This window comes from Moritella yayanosii (genome assembly GCF_900465055.1).
Classification (GTDB): Bacteria; Pseudomonadota; Gammaproteobacteria; order Enterobacterales; family Moritellaceae; genus Moritella; species Moritella yayanosii.
The window spans coordinates 484,653-504,046 of sequence record NZ_LS483250.1 but is presented as its reverse complement, the minus strand read 5'-3'; the positions used below and the strand labels follow the sequence as shown (position 1 = coordinate 504,046).

The following is a 19,394-nucleotide window of genomic DNA, read 5'->3' as shown; positions in this document are numbered from 1 at the left end:
TATGTCGCATCAGGTCTTCATTAATCAGCCAACACTGTTTAGTAAACTACTTATCGCTAATCGCGGCGAAATAGCTTGCCGCATAATCGCAACAGCGCAACGACTTGGTATAAAGTGTGTCGCGGTTTATTCTGCAGCAGACACTAACGCCCGTCATGTAAAGATGGCTGATGAAGCATTTTATTTAGGACCTGCACCCGCGCCAGAATCTTACCTTAATAGCCAACGAATACTCACCATTGCCCAGCAAGCCAATGTACAAGCCATTCATCCCGGTTATGGGTTTCTATCCGAAAACGCACCATTTGCCCTAGCCTGTGCTCAGCAAGGGCTAATCTTCATCGGCCCAAGTGCTGACGTTATCACCACAATGGGCAGTAAAAGTGCGGCAAAAACGATGATGGCGACCGCCGATGTACCCCTTATTCCTGGTTATCATGGTAACGCCCAAGATGAACAAACACTAAAGCATCACTCACAACAAGTTGGCTATCCTCAACTACTCAAAGCTGTCTACGGCGGCGGTGGTAAAGGCATGCGAGTGATCTATCACGCCGATGAATTTTGCCAAGCACTCGCCGCAACTAAGCGTGAAGCAATGGCTAGCTTTGGCAATGACGACATGCTTATTGAACGTTACTTAACCAATACTCGTCACGTCGAAATTCAAATATTTAGCGACAATCATGGCAACTGTATTTACTTATCTCAGCGAGATTGTTCGATTCAACGTCGCCATCAAAAAATATTGGAAGAAGCCCCAGCGCCGGCATTACCTCGGGCAACACAAATCGCGATGGGTGAAGCCGCAGTGGCTGCAGCCAAAACCATCAATTATCAGGGCGCTGGGACGGTGGAGTTTTTGTATGATGAACAAGGTCAGTTCTATTTCATGGAGATGAATACCCGTTTACAAGTCGAACACCCCGTCACCGAGATGATCACAGGATTAGACTTAGTCGAATGGCAACTGCATATTGCCAACGGCGCGCCATTACCACTGACTCAAACGCAAGTTAAAATCAACGGCCATGCGATTGAAGTACGTATTTATGCCGAAGACACAGAGAATGACTTTATGCCTGCCAGTGGTCATATTGCGTACTTAAGTCAACCACCCGCATCTCGACATGTACGTATTGATACAGGCGTGGTTCAAGGGGATGAGATTAGCCCCTATTACGACCCTATGATTGCCAAGTTAATTGTCTGGGATCATACCCGCGACCTAGCAATCGCTCGTCTACAAAGCGCCTTAGCAAAGTATAAGATAGCGGGCATTAAAACTAACATTGGTTTTTTAACGCTACTGTTACAAGTGCCCGCATTACAACGTGCAAACTTGAACACTGATTTTTTACTGACTCACGCTGCAGTACTAGCACCAACACACGTCAACCTTGACTACGAGTTGCTCTTAGCAGGACTGGCATTACAGCTGAAAAATGAGCAATCACGACCGCTTAACGTCGCCAATAATAGCGAAAATCATGATCCATACTCCCCTTGGTCGCAAACAACAGGCTGGCGTTTAAATCAGCCTTCAACCAACACCGTAAAACTAGCAACAACGAATAATGACCATCACGACAGCCAGCACTACACGCTTACGTTGACCACACTTATCCAAGGTTACCAAGTACACATTGATGGCCAGCATTTACAGCAAGCAGCTCTCAGTACAGGTTATCTAATTAGTGGTGAACTTAATGGTGATGAACTCACGGCATTTATCGATGATCATAGAGTCAAGGCCACCGTCGTTATATCGCCATTACACATCACGGTATTTTATGCCGGTAACAGTACCGTATTATTTCGCCAATCAATCATGCAATCAACAGTACAATCCACAGTGCAAAACCAGGCCTTACCATCTAATATTGATAATGAATTCGAAACAAGAATAACCGCACCAATGAATGGCGTGATCGTCAGCATACTTTGCCAAGTAGACCAGATAGTCGACGCTGGCGAACCGTTAGTCGTGATGGAAGCGATGAAGATGGAATGCAATATAAATGCGCCTATCGCGGGCACAATTACCACCGTGCTTTATCAAGCAGGTGACATGGTCGAAGATGGTGCTGAATTAATACAGTTAACCCCGTCCCTGATTCTTGATAACAAGGAACAAGCCTAATGGCGTCTCTACTCTCTGACAAAATTAACCAGGTATTAGCCAAACTTAACCAATTACCCGAAAAGGTTAAAATTATCGAAGTCGGTCCGCGCGACGGCCTGCAAAATGAAGTAGAAATAAGCCTAAGTGATAAAATATCCTTGGTGAATATACTGAGTCATACTGGATTAACCCTCATCGAATCCGGCAGTTTTGTCTCGCCTAAATGGGTACCACAGATGGCAAATAGCGGTGAGTTATTTAACCGCATCAAGCGCACCACGGGCGTCACCTACTCTGCTTTGACACCTAATTTAATTGGTTTAAATGCCGCCATTGCTGCAAATGTCGATGAAGTGGCCATATTTGGTTCTGCATCCGAAAGCTTTAGTCGTAACAATATCAACTGTTCTATCGCCGACTCGCTACGTCAATTTGAACCTGTGATCAAACAAGCTCGCACAGCAGGCCTCGCTGTCCGTGGTTATGTCTCTTGTACGCTTGGCTGCCCGTACGAAGGTTATATCAGTATTAACAAAGTCGCCAAAGTCGCTCAGCAATTACACGACATGGGCTGCTATCAAATAAGCCTCGGCGATACCGTCGGAGTCGGCACACCGGAAGCGGCCAAAGCCATGATTAACGCGGTCAGCCAGCATGTACCTATCGACAATTTAGCCGTGCATTTTCATGATACTTATGGTCAAGCACTGGCGAATATCTATGCCGCATTACAATTGGGGATTAGCGTTATAGACAGTGCAGTAGCTGGTTTGGGGGGCTGTCCTTATGCGCAAGGTGCGTCAGGTAATGTGGCTACAGAAGACGTAGTGTATATGCTAAATGGCTTAGGTATTGAATCCGGTGTTGATTTAAGTGAATTAATTGCCGCGGGTAATTTCATTTGCCAACGTTTAAAGCGGCCGAATGGCTCTAAGGTTGCGTTAGCCTACCCTGCCGCACAAGCGCGGTTTCAATCATTAATATGAGGTGGTAATGGCAGCACAGTCCACAGGTCCAATTTGGACGCCAAGCCAAGCGCGCATTAATGGTAGTAACATCGCGCGTTATTTACAGTTTTTACGCGATGAATACAGCCTTAAATTTGCCCATTATCAGCAATTACATCAATGGAGTATCAATCACACGGCTATTTTCTGGGGCTCGTTAGTGCGTTTTTTCAAACTCAAAGGCAGCTTCAACCTTAATCGTATTTTTGTCGAAAATGACTGTTTTTATCATTGCCAATGGTTTCCAGATTCAACATTAAATTTTGCCGAGAATCTGCTCTATCCCGACAATATTTCGGCTGATGAAAACCATATCTCGACTAATAACAACAATAATGCCCATCCAGACAAGCTTGCCATCATCAGCTGTGGCGAAGATGGTCGGCGCACGCAGCTTAGCTATTTACAACTACGTGAGGAAGTCACCCGTATTGCTGCGGCTATGCGTGAATTAGGCATTGTAAAAGGCGATCGTGTGGCGGGTTTATTACCCAACTGCAACGAGGCAATAGTGGCCATGTTAGCGACCACCAGCATTGGCGCAATCTGGTCATCCTGCTCGCCCGACTTTGGTCATCAAGGCGTGCTCGACAGGTTTATCCAGATCCAGCCTAAATTATTATTCGCCTGTAACGGTTACCACTACGCCGGTAAGCAAATTGATATTAACGAAAAAGTAAATTCGATTGCGAATGCCCTGCCAGACTTATCAACGCTCGTCATCATCCCCTATTTAAAATTAGACACAGAATTAGACACAAGATTAAATACACAACTACCAGCAAACACGACACCCTCTTCATTAAACAAAGCCACAGTCTGTCACTGGCGACATTTTTGTGCGGCGATCCCGCGCTCTTTAACCTTCGAGCCTGTGGCCTTTTCGGATCCGCTGTATATTCTTTATTCCTCTGGCACAACAGGCATGCCTAAATGTATTGTGCACAGTGTTGGCGGTACCTTATTACAGCACGTAAAAGAATTGGCATTACATACCGATGTGCAAGTTGATGATCGTATTTTTTATTACACGACTTGCGGCTGGATGATGTGGAATTGGTTAATAAGCAGTTTATCTCAGGGCGCGACCTTAGTACTATTCGACGGTTCTCCTTTTTATCCTCACAAGCAAATACTTTTTGAACTGGCTGACACAGAAAAAGTGTCTATTTTTGGCGCCAGTGCCAAGTATTATTCAGCCTGTGATAAAGCTCAATTACGCCCAGCGCAGGCCTATGAACTCAGTAATTTAAAAACCATGTTATCCACCGGGTCTGTCTTATCCCATGAAAGCTATGATTATATTTATCAATATATTAAACAAGATATTTGTCTATCTAGCATCTGTGGCGGTACCGACATTATTTCCTGTTTCATGCTGGGCATGCCAACCTTACCTGTGTACCGTGGTGAACTGCAATGCATCGGTTTAGGCATGGACGTTGCGTTTATGAATAGCGAGGATGTAGCATCAACAAGCACACAATCGCTAACCCCACTTGTCCATGGCAAAGGCGACCTTGTATGCCGACAACCCTTCCCCTCTATGCCAACGGGTTTTTGGCAAGACCCAGGAGATCGGAAATACCACAATGCGTACTTTACGCGCTTCCACAATATCTGGGCGCACGGTGATTATGGCGAACTGACTTACCATTATATTAATACGCCAGATACCCAGCCCAACGCTGTCGATACCCAAAGTAAACCAACAGCAGATATCGCGATTAATAACATAACAAACATCTGTATCAATCAAGTAGGGGTGATTATCCACGGTCGCTCTGATGCGGTATTAAACCCCGGCGGAGTACGCATTGGTACCGCCGAAATATACCGACAAGTAGAAAAAATAACCGCTATTCAAGAGTCTATCGCCATTGGTCAAAAGTGGCATGATGATGTACGGGTGATCTTGTTTGTCCGTTTATCAGAGGGTGTAGAGTTAGATACCCAGTTGATCCGCCAAATAAAACAGGTCATTCGCAGCAACACCACACCCAGACACGTGCCAGCTAAAATCATCGCTGTGACAGATATCCCCAAAACCATCAGCGGTAAGATTGTCGAATTAGCCGTGCGTAACGTGGTGCATGGCATTCCTGTCACCAATCAAGATGCACTCGCCAATCCTGAAGCATTAACCTTGTTTGCTAACTTAGCTGAACTACAATGGAAATAATTAGAGTCCAACACACACCAACTGAATCGGGTGCAAATACATGCACCCGATATTTACTCAGCTCTATACCCAAAAGTTTGGTGATCCCAATCGGAACTCCAAGGTGTAATGAAAAATATAATTTGCACGTTCTTAATTTTGATCTACATTAAAGTACATGGTGATTTGATGTAATGCTTCTGGTCATGGGTCCAAAATCCTAGTTGTTTTTCGCACGGCGCATGTTAGTTCTAGGATCACTTCTCGATCAAAGTGGGCGAGCTGTTCCAAAAACCACACGTTTTGAAGAAGTTGAGGACCTTTTTACCTGCTGTTTGGACATTTTTATTATGTGCGACAGGGTAGCCTGCCGCTGTCATTAGTTTTTTACTCATCACAAATTCCTTCTCTAATATTATTTATTATTTTAGAAATGAACTTCTATACTTTTATTACATCTATTACTTCAGTGTGTTGTCTTAGTAGTAAAGCAATAAGTCCCGATAAACAAACATCGGTATCAATTTGGTGTAACTTAAATTAACAGTGCATTAATCTGGTGAAATACTATTCTACCCCTTTGTAAATAATTTTATAAATCAAATATTTAACTTTTGGCTTGTTTTGATATAAAGACAACATACCTATCTCGTAACTATTTGAATAAAAACAATTAGGGAATGATTGACATATGCAAGATACAATAACGGTAATCCTCGCAGGTGGCATGGGCGCCCGCCTTGCCCCGCTCACTGATAACAGAGCCAAACCTGCGGTGCCTTTCGGTGGCAAATATCGAATCATCGACTTTACCTTAACCAATTGCCTTCACTCCGGTCTAAGACGTATTCTGGTACTTACCCAGTATAAATCGCATTCATTGCAAAAACATTTACGCGATGGTTGGTCTATCTTCAACCCTGAACTCGGTGAATACATTACCGTTGTTCCACCACAAATGCGTAAAGGAGATAAATGGTATAGTGGTACTGCAGATGCTATTTATCAAAACCTGTGGCTATTATCCCGTAGTGATGCCAAATATGTCGTGGTACTCTCAGGCGATCATATCTATCGAATGGATTACGCGCCCATGCTACAACGCCATAAGGAAACAGGCGCAGACTTAAGCATAGCTTGTATGGAAGTACCTGTTGCAGAAGCGCCAAATTTCGGGGTCATGGCCATCGACGAAAACCAACGCATTGTCGAATTTACTGAAAAACCGACACAGCCCTCGCCATTACCCAATGATCCAGAAAAGAGTTTAGCGTCAATGGGCATCTATATTTTCACCACTGATGCGCTAGTCGATGCGTTAGAACAAGACGCTGACAACCCAGATTCTAACCATGATTTCGGTCAAGATATTATACCAAAACTGATTGATAAACAGAAAGTCTACGCGCATCAATTTGGCGGTTCGACAGGACGGGTGTCGGTGGATGATTACTGGCGTGATGTGAGTACTATCGACTCGTTATATCAAGCCAATATGGACTTGCTACAACCGGTTTCACCTATCGATTTATATCAACGCGACTGGGGCATTAGAACCTACGAGCCACAACTACCACCAGCAAGAACAACGTCATCAGATACCGGTAATGAAGGGATATTTATCAATTCACTTATTTCTAACGGGGTACTTATTGCAGGTGGTTCTGTGCAGAACTCGGTCTTATCTTCGAATGTAAAAATCAACGACGGCGCAACGGTTTCGGCCAGTATCCTGTTTGATGATGTTGAAGTCGGTGAGTACTGCCAGCTGCTGAATTGCATTATCGATAAACATGTGAAGATCCCACCAAGAACCAAAATAGGGGTGAACAGAGCAGAAGACGCAGCGCGATTCACCATTTCAGAACGCGGTATTGTTGTCGTACCAGAATCTTATAAATTCGAGTGATCATATGACATAAGTAACAAGTGTTATTCCTGTTGACCACAACACTTGTTCATATGTAACCACCATTATTGTTCATCAAAATATTAGCTATCGTTTATAAAAATGATAGCTATTTTTTCACCTCCAAGGCAGCAGTTAACTCTGGCAGCACATCAAATAAGTCAGCAACTAAACCATAGTCAGCAACATCAAAAATGGGCGCATCGGCATCATTATTGATGGCGACAATTACCTTGCTACCTGTGATACCCGCGATATGTTGGATCGCACCCGATATACCCACGGCAATATACAGATCGGGGGCAATTATTTTACCTGTTTGCCCTATTTGTAAATCATTCGCCACAAACCCGGCATCGACCGCCGCACGACTCGCGCCTACTGCCGCATTTAGCTGATCTGCGAGTGTGTAAAGCAACTCAAAGTTATCGGCATTTTGCATCCCTCGTCCACCCGAAATAACAACCTTAGCCGTGGTTAATTCTGGCCGAGTTGATTGCGTCAGTTCCGCTTTAATAAACGCTGATTTGCCACTGTCCGCTTGCGCAGCTAACTCAACAACAGGCACTTGCCATTCTATTGCTAACGCCTCTGTTGTTAACGACTCTTTTTTAAACGAATCGGCAGTTAATGACACTGCGGTAAACGCACTACTGCGCACAGTTAAAACCTTGATCACATCACTCGATTGTACCGTGGCAATGGCATTGCCCGCATAGATAGGCCGTTTAAAGGTATCTGCAGATTCAACACTGATGATACCCGAGATCTGCGCCACATCTAACAAGGCCGCTACTCTAGGCTGATAGTCTTTACCTGTAGTACCTGCTGAGGTAATTATATGGCTATATTGCTTCTTATCATACGTTTGGTTTTCGTCTTGGCTTTGATCTTGGACTAACGAAACAATTAACGCGGCCATGTTCTCAGCTAAGGGAAATTGGTAAATTTGATGATCGGCTACCAATATTTTACTCAAACCCGCTATGCCCTGTGTGATTGCAACCACAGACTCACATTCATGGCCAATAATAAGCAAGTGCAACTCCCCATCGCGAGTATGCGCCGCTATCTCTGATGCCGCAGTCAATACACTTAACGTCGCAGGTTGAATGGCATGATTATCATGCTCTGCTACTATCAGTATCGCCATTTAGATCACCTTTGCTTGCAACTGTAATTTATCTACTAGGTCAGCGACATCAGCCACTTTAACCCCAGCTTGCCGTACTGGTGGCGATTCGACTTTAAGCGTGGTCAGCCGCGGGGATAAACTAACCCCCAAAGAGTCAGGGGATATCATGGTGATAATTTTGCGTTTTGCTTTCATAATATTAGGCAGTGAGGCATATCGTGGGGTGTTTAAGCGTAAATCTACAGTAATTACGGCAGGTAAATGCAAGGCTAACGTGACTAAACCACCGTCCACTTCACGGGTCACTTTGACTTTATTCGGGACAGTAAAGACGATATCAGAAGCAAACGTACCTTGTGGCATATCGGTGAGTGCAGCTAACATTTGTCCGGTTTGGTTGTTGTCGGTATCAATGGCTTGCTTACCCAGTAGCACGAGATCGGGTAGTTGTTGTTGCACGACTTTGTGCAGTAATTTAGCGACATCAAGGGATTGAACTTCTTCCTCGGTTCTAATCAGAATGGCGCGATCTGCACCGAGGGCTAATCCCGCCCGTAATTGCGCTTCCGCCTCTTTGGGACCTATACAAACCAAGACAACTTCGTCAGCCGAGCCCTGCTCTTTAAAACGCACAGCTTGTTCAATCGCGATCTCACAAAATGGATTAATCACCATTTTCACATTCGCGGTTTCAATGCCCGTTTCATCCGGTTTAACCCTGATGTTGACCTTATGATCGACAACCCGCTTCACTGCGACCAATATCTTCATAACTTCCCCACGACGTACTTATGTTTATTGCATCAACCCGTTATGCAATAAGAATAGTGGTGTTATGAAGTATGGCAAATTAGGACGCATGATAATTAAACACCTAAGATTAAACCACGGCAAGGGTTTAAATCATCGGTTATAATCTGTAAAATATGCAGCATATTATAACGAGTGACTTTGCTCCCTGTGAGCAGCTAGAAATAAGAGTATTAAATCATGCATAACGAACTTGATATCATTGATAATTTAGCAGAACTAAAACGCTTTTTATTAAGCGTTGAACTTGGTAGTTTAGGCCTGCAAGATGTTGCTGGCATAGGCATGGCAACAAGTAACAAAGATGGTCGCCACTTTATCGCCGTATTTGATGATAACCAAAAACTACTGTTATCGCGTTATGTGACTGACGACGTTTATGAAAACGGTAAAGACATGGTTCGTCACGGTGTGCAAACGAAACACTAAGATGTTGCCATTCAAAGCATAGCTATTTATTACCGTACAGATCCAGCGAGGTCGAAGTAACGTTACCTCTCCCCCATTAACGCCTGATTGAATACCTTGGTTATTTGATCTGTGCAATATAGCCAGCTAAGCGCTCTTTATTCATCATAATTTTTGTTGATAGCTGAGCTACTGCAGTATTCGTTTGTTCGATATTCACAGCTGAACCAACTTGAATAACCCCAACCATCCCAAGCGCCAAATGAGGAGTACAATTATAAATATAGATACCTTCATTTTTAAAACTAACGGTTTCTGTTTTACCCATTGGCGTATTAAATTTTGCAGCACCTGTTGGTATTGAATAAGCACTCGCATTATGGCTTGCATCCGAAGGCACAAATTTAACGCTGTCACCTGAAGCTATTTTAAGATAGCCAGGTTCCATTACCATCATGCCATTAGCAGATGACGTTAGCAGTTTGACAGTATGCTCAGCGGCTTGCAATGCGGTACTACATGTCATTAATGCTACTACAGCAATAATTTTTCGGTTAATCATATTAAATAAACTCCGGTAACTTAGTGTGGTAAAAGGCTAGATTCTAAATATAAGACGCTCAAACATAATAAAGGCGAATACAAATAATATATTACGAATAATAATCATTATCAACAAGTGATTTACAAGTGTCACATCGAATTTATACTTGGCTCGTATGAAGGGCCACTTTGTTTGTGTGATTTTCGCTATCGGAAAATGAGAGAATCAGTTGATAACCGTATTAAACGGGGCCTTAATGCTACCTTTGTCGAACAAAATGACGACGTTTTGGAGCAAACAAAAAACCAACTAGAGGAGTATTTCCTTGGTGAACGCAGTGTGTTTGATATTCCGCTGATATTGGTCGGCACAGATTTCCAGAAGTCGATATGGCATACACTCGAGGGTATAAAGTACGGTAAAACGGCGACGTATTTAGATTTAGCATTATCCATTGGCAATGAAAATGCTGTCAGAGCGGTTGGCAATGCCAATGGCGCGAATGGATTGGTGATAATCATTCCTTGCCATCGTATTATAGGTAGCCAAGGAGAGCTAGTCGGTTACGGCGGAGGCTTGTCATTAAAGAAACGTCTATTAGAGTTAGAGCAAAACCTATTTATCTAATACGTTTGCTATTCACTAATTAATTGCGCCACTCGTGCTTGTAAATGCGGGATCACCTCTTGTTCAAACCAAGAGTTTTTCTTTAGCCAAATATTGTTACGTGGGCTAGGATGCGAAGGTCAGGTTCACACAAGGTACATTTTCGTACATCAGAAACGATTGTATCGAGAATATCATTTTTCACACTGTCCTTTCCTCATACATTTAATTTAGTATGGCTATTTAAAATTATCCGTTTGTAATTAATAGTAAATTTGGTACTGTGCATGATAATAAAATTGAACTGGGATTCGCTATACAGGGAATTCCGTATAATAAGCTATAAATATCATGTTTGAATTAAAAACTATCGCACTTTTTTTCGTCACAGCTATTGCTGAAATCATTGGTTGTTATTTACCTTATCTTTGGCTTAAACAAGATAAGAGTATATTACTGCTGATCCCTGCGGCAGCAAGTCTTGCGCTATTTGCATGGTTGCTATCACTACACCCTGATGCGGCCGGTCGTGTGTATGCTGCATATGGTGGTGTCTACATTTTCGTGGCCATACTATGGCTCTGGGGAGTTGATGGTATTAAACCAACGATGTGGGATATGATTGGCGCTTCAATAGCGCTTGTGGGTATGGCCATTATTATGTTCGCACCAAGGGCCTCGTAACCAGAGTTTGCCTTAAAAATGCCAGGATCCACTTGGTGATGAGCTTATCATCGGCTTGATAGTTGAGAGAGTCCATCGCTGAGTTGATGGTATCGGCAGGAATAATATCGCGACGCTGTTCCATCAGTACTGCAGAATATTGCGCGGTAAACTCTGGGTGTCCTTGCAAGCCAAGAAAATGAGAGTCCACTTGGAACATACTATACGGGCAGAAATCATTGCTCATCAATACTGTTGCACTACGGGGTAACTTGCAGACTTGGTCTTGATGACAAACCACCAACGCGATATTATCTTGCTGCGGCTGCATCCAACTTGGCTCTGTTAACACATTAGCATGAGCAATACCGACTCCCCAACCAAGTGGGCTTGTTTCGACTTCCCCGCCCAGTGCTTTCGCGATGAGTTGATGACCAAAGCAAATACCGACCAGGCCTTTACTCGCAGCATAAAGCGCACGAATAAAATCTTCCAGTTCGCGGATCCAAGGCTCGTCATCATTAACCCCCCATTGACTACCACTGCAAATGTAAGTATCACATTCATCAATATGTAATGGAAACTGACCATCTATCACCAGATAAAAACGAAGTTCTAATGAATCACCGCTTTGCTGAAATAGCGTTTCAAACATAGACGCATAATTACCAAAATCAGGCTGCAAACTACTTCGTACATCATCACATTGCAGAATACCGAGCTTCATCAACTTGCCTCCACATTACCGTTAATAGTACGGTTAATAGTTTCGGTTAATGCTGCGGTTATTGGGACGCACATTAATACTATTACAGCCGTCATTTACAGATCGCCATGTATCGCAGACAAGCAAATATCGGCGTATTGCTGCGCATCAAATGCAATGGGATTACCGCCTGCTGATGGATCTTGCTCTGCCATCATTCCGATTTCAGTTACACGCTCAGCATCAATACCAATCTCACCCAGAGAATGGGGAATTCCGAGTTGCAACCGCAGGGTTAAAACCCAATCGAGAAAGCTGTCAAAGTTAGGTTCTTCCAACTCTAAGTAACGGCTTAAACGCGTTAGCTTGGCCTCAATGGCACTGCGATTGGCCTTTAATACATATGGCATTAAGATGGCGTTCAATAAACCATGATGACTATCGTAAAGCGCGCCGATAGGATGAGCCAGCGCGTGCATGCCGCCAAGGCCGCGTTGGAAAGCAGTTGAGCCCATCGTCGACGCAGTCATCATTTGCGCTCTCGCTTCAAGATCGCGTCCATCTTCTACTGCACGCGGTAGATAGTCTTTAATCAGACGAATAGCCTCTAGTGCAATGCCCTCCGCCATTGGATGATAACCATTCGTACAATACGCTTCTAAGGCGTGGGATAATGCGTCCATACCCGTTGCCGCTGTTAAATTAGCAGGTAAGCCAACGCTCAATTGAGGGTCTAATATCACGATAGCAGGCAACATATTCGGATGAAAAATAATGCGTTTAATGTGATGTTCACTATCCGTGATCACCGACGCTCGGCCTACTTCAGAACCTGTGCCTGATGTGGTTGGTACTGCGACAACAGGAGCCATACTTTGAGTACGCACGTTTAACCAATTATCACCCACATCTTCAAAATCCCAGAGAGGACGATCCTGCCCGACCATCAAGGCCACGGCTTTACCTGCATCCAATGCAGATCCTCCACCAAATGCGATGACACCATCATGCTCGCCACGACAGTATGCACTCACCCCATCGGTGACATTTTCGCCTGTTGGATTGCCTTTAATTTGTGAAAAAACACCACATTTTAAGCCTGCTTGCTGGCAGTTGGCTAACGCGTCTTGCACCATTGCTAAGTCAGCGAGACCTGGATCGGTAATGAATAATGGCGATGCCATGCCTAACTCTTGGCAAGTCGTGGGGAGCTCTTGAATGCGACCAATACCAACCCGAATAGCAGTGGGATAATGCCAATTAGCCGTAAATTGATTAAGTTTCATGACTTCTCCTTTACAGTGAAACCTTGCCAAAAGCTATTTTTAAAGCGAGTGTGAACACTATTGTAAAATTTTAATGTGGAATGATTTGGGACGCGTTAACGACTCATAACCTAACGCAGATAGCGTACAGCCTCGTCCCGAATTTTTAACCCCCGTCCACGCCAATGCGGGATCGAGGTAGTCACAACGATTAACAAAGAAAGTTCCTGTTTCTAATTGCTCACCAATCGCGACAGCGATGTCGATATCTTGGGTAAATACCGATGCAGTGAGGCCAAACTCAGAATCATTCATGAGCGCGATTGCTTCTTCATCACTGTCGACTTTCATGATGCCAACAACAGGACCAAAACTTTCTTCGGTCATCACCCGCATTTGGTGATTCACATTGGTTAATAGTTGCGGGGCCAGATAAGGCGTTCCGACTTTATCCAGCGGAAAATCATTCGCATCTATATGCGCAATAGCCCCTTTAGAAATGGCATCTTGTATTTGTGAACGCACAAACCCAGCCGCTGACGCTTTTACCATCGGACCTAATGTGGTGTAGATATCATCAGGTCTCCCAAGCTGATAACCTTTAACGAGATCGACAGACTTGCAGACAAATTCGTCAAACACGCGGCTATCTACGTAGATACGCTCGATACCACAGCAAGACTGTCCGGAATTGAAAAATGCTCCATCAATACAAGTTGCGACCGCATGTTCGATATCGGCATCTGCACGGACATAAGCCGGATCTTTACCGCCGAGCTCTAAACCAACACCAATAAAACGCCCGCAACTGGCGCTTTCAACCATAACGCCACCCGCCACCGAACCAGTGAAAGCCACATAATCAATGCGACGATCCTTGATCACTGCTTCGGTATCCGCATGACTGAGATGCAAATATTGGAATACGCCAGCCGGTAAACCGGCTTTTTGAAAGGCATTGAATAATTGTTCCGCACATAATGGCGTCTGTGCGGAATGCTTTAATACCACGCAGTTTCCCGCCATGATTGCAGGTATAATGACATTGATCGCGGTGAGATAAGGATAATTCCACGGGGCAATAACAAAGGCAGTTCCTAACGCTTCACGTTTAATATATCGTAGGAAACCTGTATTCTCAGGCAATCGGATAGTCGCTAAGGCTTCATCTGCTACATCAATCATGTAACGAGCGCGTTCTGCTAAACCTGCGACTTCACCGCGTGCATACTGAATCGGACGCCCCATCATCCAACATAATTGATTGGCAATTTCATCTTCATTAGCAATGAAAGCATCGACCATTTTATAGCAGATCGCAGCGCGTTCTTGCAGCGTAACATGGAGCCAATTAGCTTGAGCCTCAACCGCCTTTTGCAAGGTATCATTAACGTCTTCACTACTGGCGAGAGCACGCTCAACGTAAACAGAATTATCGATGGGTGAATAGGTTTGCTGTAGTTGCCTTTTGCTCGTCATTATCGATGTGTCCCTAGATGATCTCAAAATAACGTTCTAATTCCCAATCAGTCACCTGTTTTCTAAATTGACGTTCTTCCCACTCACGAGTAGCGGCATAATGCGCAACAAACGCTTGGCCGAATAACTCTTTAGCGGCTTCAGAGCGTTTTAGTTTACGCGCGGCATCGAATAATGTTCGAGGTAGAGATAATGCGTCAGGATGGTCTTGCTCATAGGCATTACCTTTCACTTGCGCGTGTGGTTCTAATTTCTGCTCTATGCCCATAAGGCCAGACGCTAATGCGGCTGCGAGTGCAAGATAAGGGTTGGCATCGGCAGAACCTAGACGATACTCAATACGCTGAGATTTTGCCGAACCCGGAATAACCCGCAGTGCAGTGGTCCGATTTTCGACCCCCCAAGTAGCATCAAGCGGTGCCCATAATCCAGGCACCATACGGCTATAGCTGTTCACCGTCGGAGCGATCATCGCTAAAAATTCCGGCATGTATTTTTGTTGACCAGCCAGAAAATGACGTTGAGTATCACTCATGTTGTAATCATTATTCGGATCGTGAAACACCGCTTTGCCATTTTTATCTTTTAACGATATATGCATATGACCACTTTGTCCCGGCCAATCACTTGACCATTTCGCCATGAAGGTAGCCATTAGATTATTACGTTGTGCCCAAACTTTAATGAAGGTTTTGAATAATGCTGCTTTATCTGCAGCATCTTGCGCCCCATCATAAGCAATAGCCGCTTCTAATACCCCTGGGCCAGTTTCGGTATGCAGACTCTCTAATGGAAAGTCCATCTCTTCACCTAGCGCCATGATTTGATGATGTAGATCTGCATGCACTGAATTACGGATCATGGAGTAGCCAAAATAATCTGGGGTCAGTGGCGTTAGATTTTTATAGCCTTTTTCTCGTACTGATTCTGGTGTCTCTTTAAACATGAAAAATTCATATTCAAAAGCAGCGGTGACATCAAAGCCCATACGGTCGGCACGCTCTAATACACGGCGTAGCGTACCACGAGGACAAATCGCTTCGGCTTGGTCGCTGAATTCGGCAATGAATAACAACATATCGCCTTCGGCAGGCACATTGCGACAAGTCTCAGGTAAAATACGCACGGGAGCATCAGGATAGCCAGTATGCCATCCTGTGTATTCAACATTATCGTAGAGCTGATCTTTTGCATCCCAGCCTAAAACCACATCACAGAATGAAAAACCACTATCAAGAGAAGAGAAAAATTTCTTTTTACTCATATACTTACCACGCATAATACCGTCAGTATCAAACAAACCTACTTTGATATGGCTTAAACCACGTTGTTCAATAATATGTTTGGCATCGACAACTGTCTTCACTTCTCTTGGATTGAACATAATACATCCTTATATTACAGCGCCGATTCCAGCTACGCTTAATAATGTGTAAAAGCATCATTCTTAGTATAGGGAGTGTAAGTGTGTTGTGATGAATAAAGTCTACTGCAGCGATAAAATAAAACAAAAAAAGTGAGTATAATCAGATTAGGATAGGTTGATGACCGTATTCAACGCGGTTTAAATACCATATTTGTTGAACATAATTTGTTTATTTAACAAGCATTAAACAAATGGTGATTAAGTACTTTAAAACCGGCAAAAAAAATGGTGAACCGACAAAGGTTCACCATTCTTTAATATTTTTTCAGCTCATATCAGAACTGAATACACAGCAAACTAGATAGCTACGATGTTTTCTGCATTCGGGCCTTTTTGACCTTCGCCTACAGTGAATTCTACTTTTTGGCCTTCAACTAAAGTTTTGAAACCTTCGCTAGCGATAGCGCTGAAGTGAGCGAATACATCTGGGCCATTTTCTTGCTCGATGAAACCAAAACCTTTAGCTTCGTTAAACCACTTAACCGTACCTTGAACTTTAGACATAATAATACCTGTATTTTAATTTGATTTGCCTTAATAGGCTTGAATAGCGTACAAAAAACTGGAACTTAAAAACTACAGAGCGAGGTATTATGAATAAAACAACGAAATGAAGAATGTAAACAAAAGGCTTTCTTGCTGAGGACATTCTATAGCATCTAAAATAAAAGTCAAAGATATTTATGAAAAAAAATTCTAACAACTGTAAAGATACGCTTGCAGTTAAGCGTTTTATTTTAAATTTTAAATTGGCCAAGCCATTACTTGGTGTCTATTTAAGACAAGTAATGGCAATATTAATGAGTGCTGCCTTTTGGCGTCATATTAAAATGACGCTTAAATTCACGACTGAACTGTGAAGAACTGGAATACCCCACTAATCTTGCGGCATCATTCACTCTTAAACCATCTCGTTGGATCAGCTCTTTGGCTTTATTTAAACGTACTTTCTTTAAATATTGTAGTGGTGATTCTAAAGTCACTTTGCGAAATGCTAAATGGAATGCAGAAACACTCATGTTGGCTTCTTCTGCCAGATGTTGAACCGTGAGTCCTTCTGAATAATCTTGGTGCATTTTAGTCAGGACTTTCGCCACCCTTGCGTATTGCCCATCGTGATGGGCTAAATCAAAAAGTACATGCCCTTCTGATCCTACAAGTGCTCGATACACGATTTCCATTACCAATGACTCACCCAATATTTTGCTATCTAGGTCAGAATGTAATGCCATCATTAAACGTGTATGGACACAACCTCTATTGCAAGTAAAATTTCAATGAAAATGAAGGTATGACTGCTCACGTGTATTCGGTTTCTTAAATAATGCTTTTATTTAGCATCGAACCTCAATGGCTTCATTCGCACACTAGATCCCAATCGCTTACACGAGTTATTAACTCTTCGCTCAGTTAGGGTTTTTCTAGTGATGGTTTAACCTATTTTCCATCTCTCTTTTACTTTTGCAATTTTTAAATAATGTGCTTACTATTTGTAACCTAAGTATTACCTACAACTTCGAATATGAAAATTATTTTAATACAATCAACCAGCGGCCAATGTTTCTGTGTATTCGGTGTCGTTAGCAACTAACGCCCATGAAATTCGTGCTAATTTGTTAGCAAGTGCAACGATAACAACATTAGGGTGTTTTTTTTCACTCAAGTGTTTTATCCATAAACTTAAAGGGTCTGTCTTATCTTTGACATGACGAAAAGCTGCTCTAGCGCCATGAACTAATAATTTTCTTAAATAACCATCACCTCGCTTACTAATGCCGAGTAAATTAGCACGCCCACCTGTGCTGTATTGCCTAGGAACCAAGCCTAAAGATGCTGCAAAATCTCTGCCTTTCTTAAAGTGCTTACCATCACCAAGTGCCATTAACAATGCACTACAGACCAAAGGACCAATCCCGATAATTTTCATCAACTTTTTTCCTATGGGATTAGTTGCAACATTATTTTTAATTTGTGCTGTCAGTAAATCAATTCTTTCATCTACAAGAATTAAATCTTCCTGGAGCGTGAGCAACAAAGCCCTAAAATCAAATGTTAAACCGTTGTCGGATTCTTCTAACCACATTGGTATCGCTTTTCGTAAATAAGCGATACCAATAGGCGCTACAATGCCGTATTCACTGACGAGCCCTCTGATTTGGTTTGATTTTGCAGTTCTGTGGCAAATTAATTCTTCACGAACACGATGCTTAGATTGAATATCTTGTTGCTCAACTGTTTTTATATTAACAAAGCGCATATTAGGTCGGCTGATTGCTTCACAAATGGCTTCAGCGTCAACTTTGTCATTTTTGTTTGTTTTAACATAAGGTTTAACAAATTGAGCGGCTATTAATTTAACACTGTAACCAAGTGCTGTGAGCTCTCTTGCCCAATAATTAGCTGAACCACAAGCTTCCATGCCGATTACCGCGGTTGTTGGTACTCGTTTCACAATCGCCTTCAACCAAGTGGTGCGATTGTATTTTCCTTGCCAAACTATTGTTTCATTCTCATCAATAGCATGAATATGAAACACGTTTTTTGCCAAATCAACACCAACTCTAATTATATTTTTCATAATATGTCACCTATGATAAATAAAATTCACCTGCTTACAGCCTACACCATAATCAACAGCGCGAAAGGGTGAGGCGGTGTCCATTCCATTGCTTACAACTGGCTAGCATAGGAGTGCCCATTTTGACTGAGCTTAATCCGCATGTTTCTTGCTTACTTCTCGGTGCGTGCTCAAAAGATGCAACTTCCAATTCATTCACCAAACGGTGTAACAACGTTGGATCCACATTAATGGTTAAGCCTAACAATGGCTCGCCATTCTCAGGTAACGCTTCGCACTCCAATGGCATTGGCACACCAACCACCAAGTAGTCTTCTGGTCCATAATGCACCGGCTGATTACCTATATGTATATGCTTGCGACCTTGTCCCATAACGATTATTCCCGATTGGTACACAAAAGGCTGACGCTGATTGCCTTGGCTACTGCGATAAAACCACACCCCAGGAATAGCGGTTTCTTTAATGCCTTCCAAATCATTAAGATCATACTTATCCGCATATATTTGCATCAAATCGCCAAGAGAATTCATAGTAGCCCTTAAAATATCAAGTCATCACCTATTTATTAAA

The 19,394-nt window shown here is 43.0% G+C and carries 17 protein-coding genes and 3 pseudogenes; 7 read left to right on the top strand and 13 right to left on the bottom strand.

Features of this window, described 5'->3' with window-relative positions; translation table 11 throughout:
* The first annotated feature begins 1 nt into the window (after position 1).
* The 3 genes from MORIYA_RS02285 to MORIYA_RS02275 are packed head-to-tail and all read left to right on the top strand — an operon-like array spanning position 2 to position 5,314.
* Positions 2–2,143, top strand: coding sequence for an acetyl/propionyl/methylcrotonyl-CoA carboxylase subunit alpha (locus MORIYA_RS02285; RefSeq protein ID WP_112712359.1), 2,142 nt, complete (start codon positions 2–4; stop codon positions 2,141–2,143).
* On the top strand, positions 2,143–3,111 hold the full coding sequence (locus MORIYA_RS02280; RefSeq protein ID WP_112712357.1) for a hydroxymethylglutaryl-CoA lyase: 969 nt from the start codon (positions 2,143–2,145) through the stop codon (positions 3,109–3,111). The genes MORIYA_RS02285 and MORIYA_RS02280 overlap by 1 nt, the downstream gene beginning before the upstream one ends.
* Positions 3,112–3,118: 7 nt before the next feature.
* On the top strand, positions 3,119–5,314 hold the full coding sequence (locus MORIYA_RS02275) for an acetoacetate--CoA ligase (protein ID WP_112712355.1): 2,196 nt from the start codon (positions 3,119–3,121) through the stop codon (positions 5,312–5,314).
* 228 nt (positions 5,315–5,542) lie between these two features.
* Here MORIYA_RS02275 and MORIYA_RS02270 read toward each other — a convergent pair.
* Positions 5,543–5,688: pseudogene (locus MORIYA_RS02270) on the bottom strand (catalase); the annotation flags it as partial.
* Between the two features lie 296 nt (positions 5,689–5,984).
* Between MORIYA_RS02270 and glgC the strand changes: the two are divergent.
* Positions 5,985–7,202 (top strand): glucose-1-phosphate adenylyltransferase, encoded by a 1,218-nt coding sequence (glgC, locus tag MORIYA_RS02265; protein WP_112712353.1) that lies wholly within the window; start codon positions 5,985–5,987, stop codon positions 7,200–7,202.
* A gap of 109 nt (positions 7,203–7,311) precedes the next feature.
* Here glgC and MORIYA_RS02260 read toward each other — a convergent pair whose 3' ends face one another.
* Together MORIYA_RS02260 and MORIYA_RS02255 are read right to left on the bottom strand one after the other, a co-directional pair.
* A complete protein-coding gene (locus tag MORIYA_RS02260) occupies positions 7,312–8,355 on the bottom strand; it encodes an electron transfer flavoprotein subunit alpha/FixB family protein (protein WP_112712351.1) in 1,044 nt (347 codons plus the stop codon).
* Positions 8,356–9,108: an electron transfer flavoprotein subunit beta/FixA family protein gene (locus MORIYA_RS02255; RefSeq protein ID WP_112712349.1), complete on the bottom strand. Its 753-nt coding sequence runs from the start codon at positions 9,106–9,108 to the stop codon at positions 8,356–8,358.
* A gap of 219 nt (positions 9,109–9,327) precedes the next feature.
* On the opposite strand from MORIYA_RS02255, the gene MORIYA_RS02250 reads away from it, so the two are divergent.
* Positions 9,328–9,576: a hypothetical protein gene (locus MORIYA_RS02250; protein ID WP_112712347.1), complete on the top strand. Its 249-nt coding sequence runs from the start codon at positions 9,328–9,330 to the stop codon at positions 9,574–9,576.
* A 100-nt stretch (positions 9,577–9,676) separates the two neighbouring features.
* Here the strand turns inward: MORIYA_RS02250 and MORIYA_RS02245 are convergent, their stop codons facing one another.
* Positions 9,677–10,117 (bottom strand): pseudoazurin, encoded by a 441-nt coding sequence (locus tag MORIYA_RS02245; RefSeq protein ID WP_112712345.1) that lies wholly within the window; start codon positions 10,115–10,117, stop codon positions 9,677–9,679.
* Positions 10,118–10,315: 198 nt separating this feature from the next.
* On the opposite strand from MORIYA_RS02245, the gene MORIYA_RS02240 reads away from it, so the two are divergent.
* A complete protein-coding gene (locus MORIYA_RS02240) occupies positions 10,316–10,726 on the top strand; it encodes a methylated-DNA--[protein]-cysteine S-methyltransferase (protein ID WP_232011476.1) in 411 nt (136 codons plus the stop codon).
* An 8-nt stretch (positions 10,727–10,734) separates the two neighbouring features.
* Here the strand turns inward: MORIYA_RS02240 and MORIYA_RS21185 are convergent.
* Positions 10,735–10,839 (bottom strand): annotated as a pseudogene (locus MORIYA_RS21185) (uracil-DNA glycosylase family protein); the annotation flags it as partial.
* Between the two features lie 217 nt (positions 10,840–11,056).
* Here MORIYA_RS21185 and MORIYA_RS02230 point away from each other — a divergent pair.
* The gene (locus MORIYA_RS02230) at positions 11,057–11,389 is read left to right on the top strand and encodes a YnfA family protein (protein ID WP_112712341.1); all 333 of its coding nucleotides are present in this window, start codon (positions 11,057–11,059) and stop codon (positions 11,387–11,389) included.
* On the opposite strand, the gene MORIYA_RS02225 is transcribed toward MORIYA_RS02230, so the two are convergent.
* The 8 genes and pseudogenes from MORIYA_RS02225 to MORIYA_RS02190 all read right to left on the bottom strand — a co-directional run bounded on the left by MORIYA_RS02225 (position 11,364) and on the right by MORIYA_RS02190 (position 19,354).
* Positions 11,364–12,095, bottom strand: a complete 732-nt coding sequence (locus tag MORIYA_RS02225; protein ID WP_112712339.1) for a glutamine amidotransferase-related protein — start codon at positions 12,093–12,095, stop codon at positions 11,364–11,366. The two genes, MORIYA_RS02230 and MORIYA_RS02225, sit on opposite strands and share 26 nt — an antisense overlap.
* A 95-nt stretch (positions 12,096–12,190) precedes the next feature.
* Positions 12,191–13,360, bottom strand: a complete 1,170-nt coding sequence (locus MORIYA_RS02220; RefSeq protein ID WP_112712337.1) for an iron-containing alcohol dehydrogenase — start codon at positions 13,358–13,360, stop codon at positions 12,191–12,193.
* Between the two features lie 57 nt (positions 13,361–13,417).
* On the bottom strand, positions 13,418–14,818 hold the full coding sequence (locus MORIYA_RS02215; RefSeq protein WP_112712335.1) for an aldehyde dehydrogenase family protein: 1,401 nt from the start codon (positions 14,816–14,818) through the stop codon (positions 13,418–13,420).
* Between the two features lie 13 nt (positions 14,819–14,831).
* Complete coding sequence (locus MORIYA_RS02210; RefSeq protein WP_112712333.1) at positions 14,832–16,202, bottom strand: glutamine synthetase family protein; 1,371 nt, start codon at positions 16,200–16,202, stop codon at positions 14,832–14,834.
* Between the two features lie 339 nt (positions 16,203–16,541).
* The gene (locus tag MORIYA_RS02205) at positions 16,542–16,748 is read right to left on the bottom strand and encodes a cold-shock protein (protein ID WP_006033491.1); all 207 of its coding nucleotides are present in this window, start codon (positions 16,746–16,748) and stop codon (positions 16,542–16,544) included.
* A 293-nt stretch (positions 16,749–17,041) separates the two neighbouring features.
* Positions 17,042–17,485 (bottom strand): annotated as a pseudogene (locus MORIYA_RS02200) (helix-turn-helix domain-containing protein); the annotation flags it as partial.
* Positions 17,486–17,787: 302 nt separating this feature from the next.
* Positions 17,788–18,822 carry an IS110 family RNA-guided transposase gene (locus tag MORIYA_RS02195; RefSeq protein WP_112712331.1) on the bottom strand — a complete coding sequence of 345 codons (1,035 nt, stop codon included), beginning with the start codon at positions 18,820–18,822 and terminating at the stop codon, positions 17,788–17,790.
* Between the two features lie 52 nt (positions 18,823–18,874).
* Positions 18,875–19,354: an AraC family transcriptional regulator gene (locus MORIYA_RS02190; protein ID WP_232011475.1), complete on the bottom strand. Its 480-nt coding sequence runs from the start codon at positions 19,352–19,354 to the stop codon at positions 18,875–18,877.
* Between the last annotated feature and the right edge of the window lie 40 nt (positions 19,355–19,394).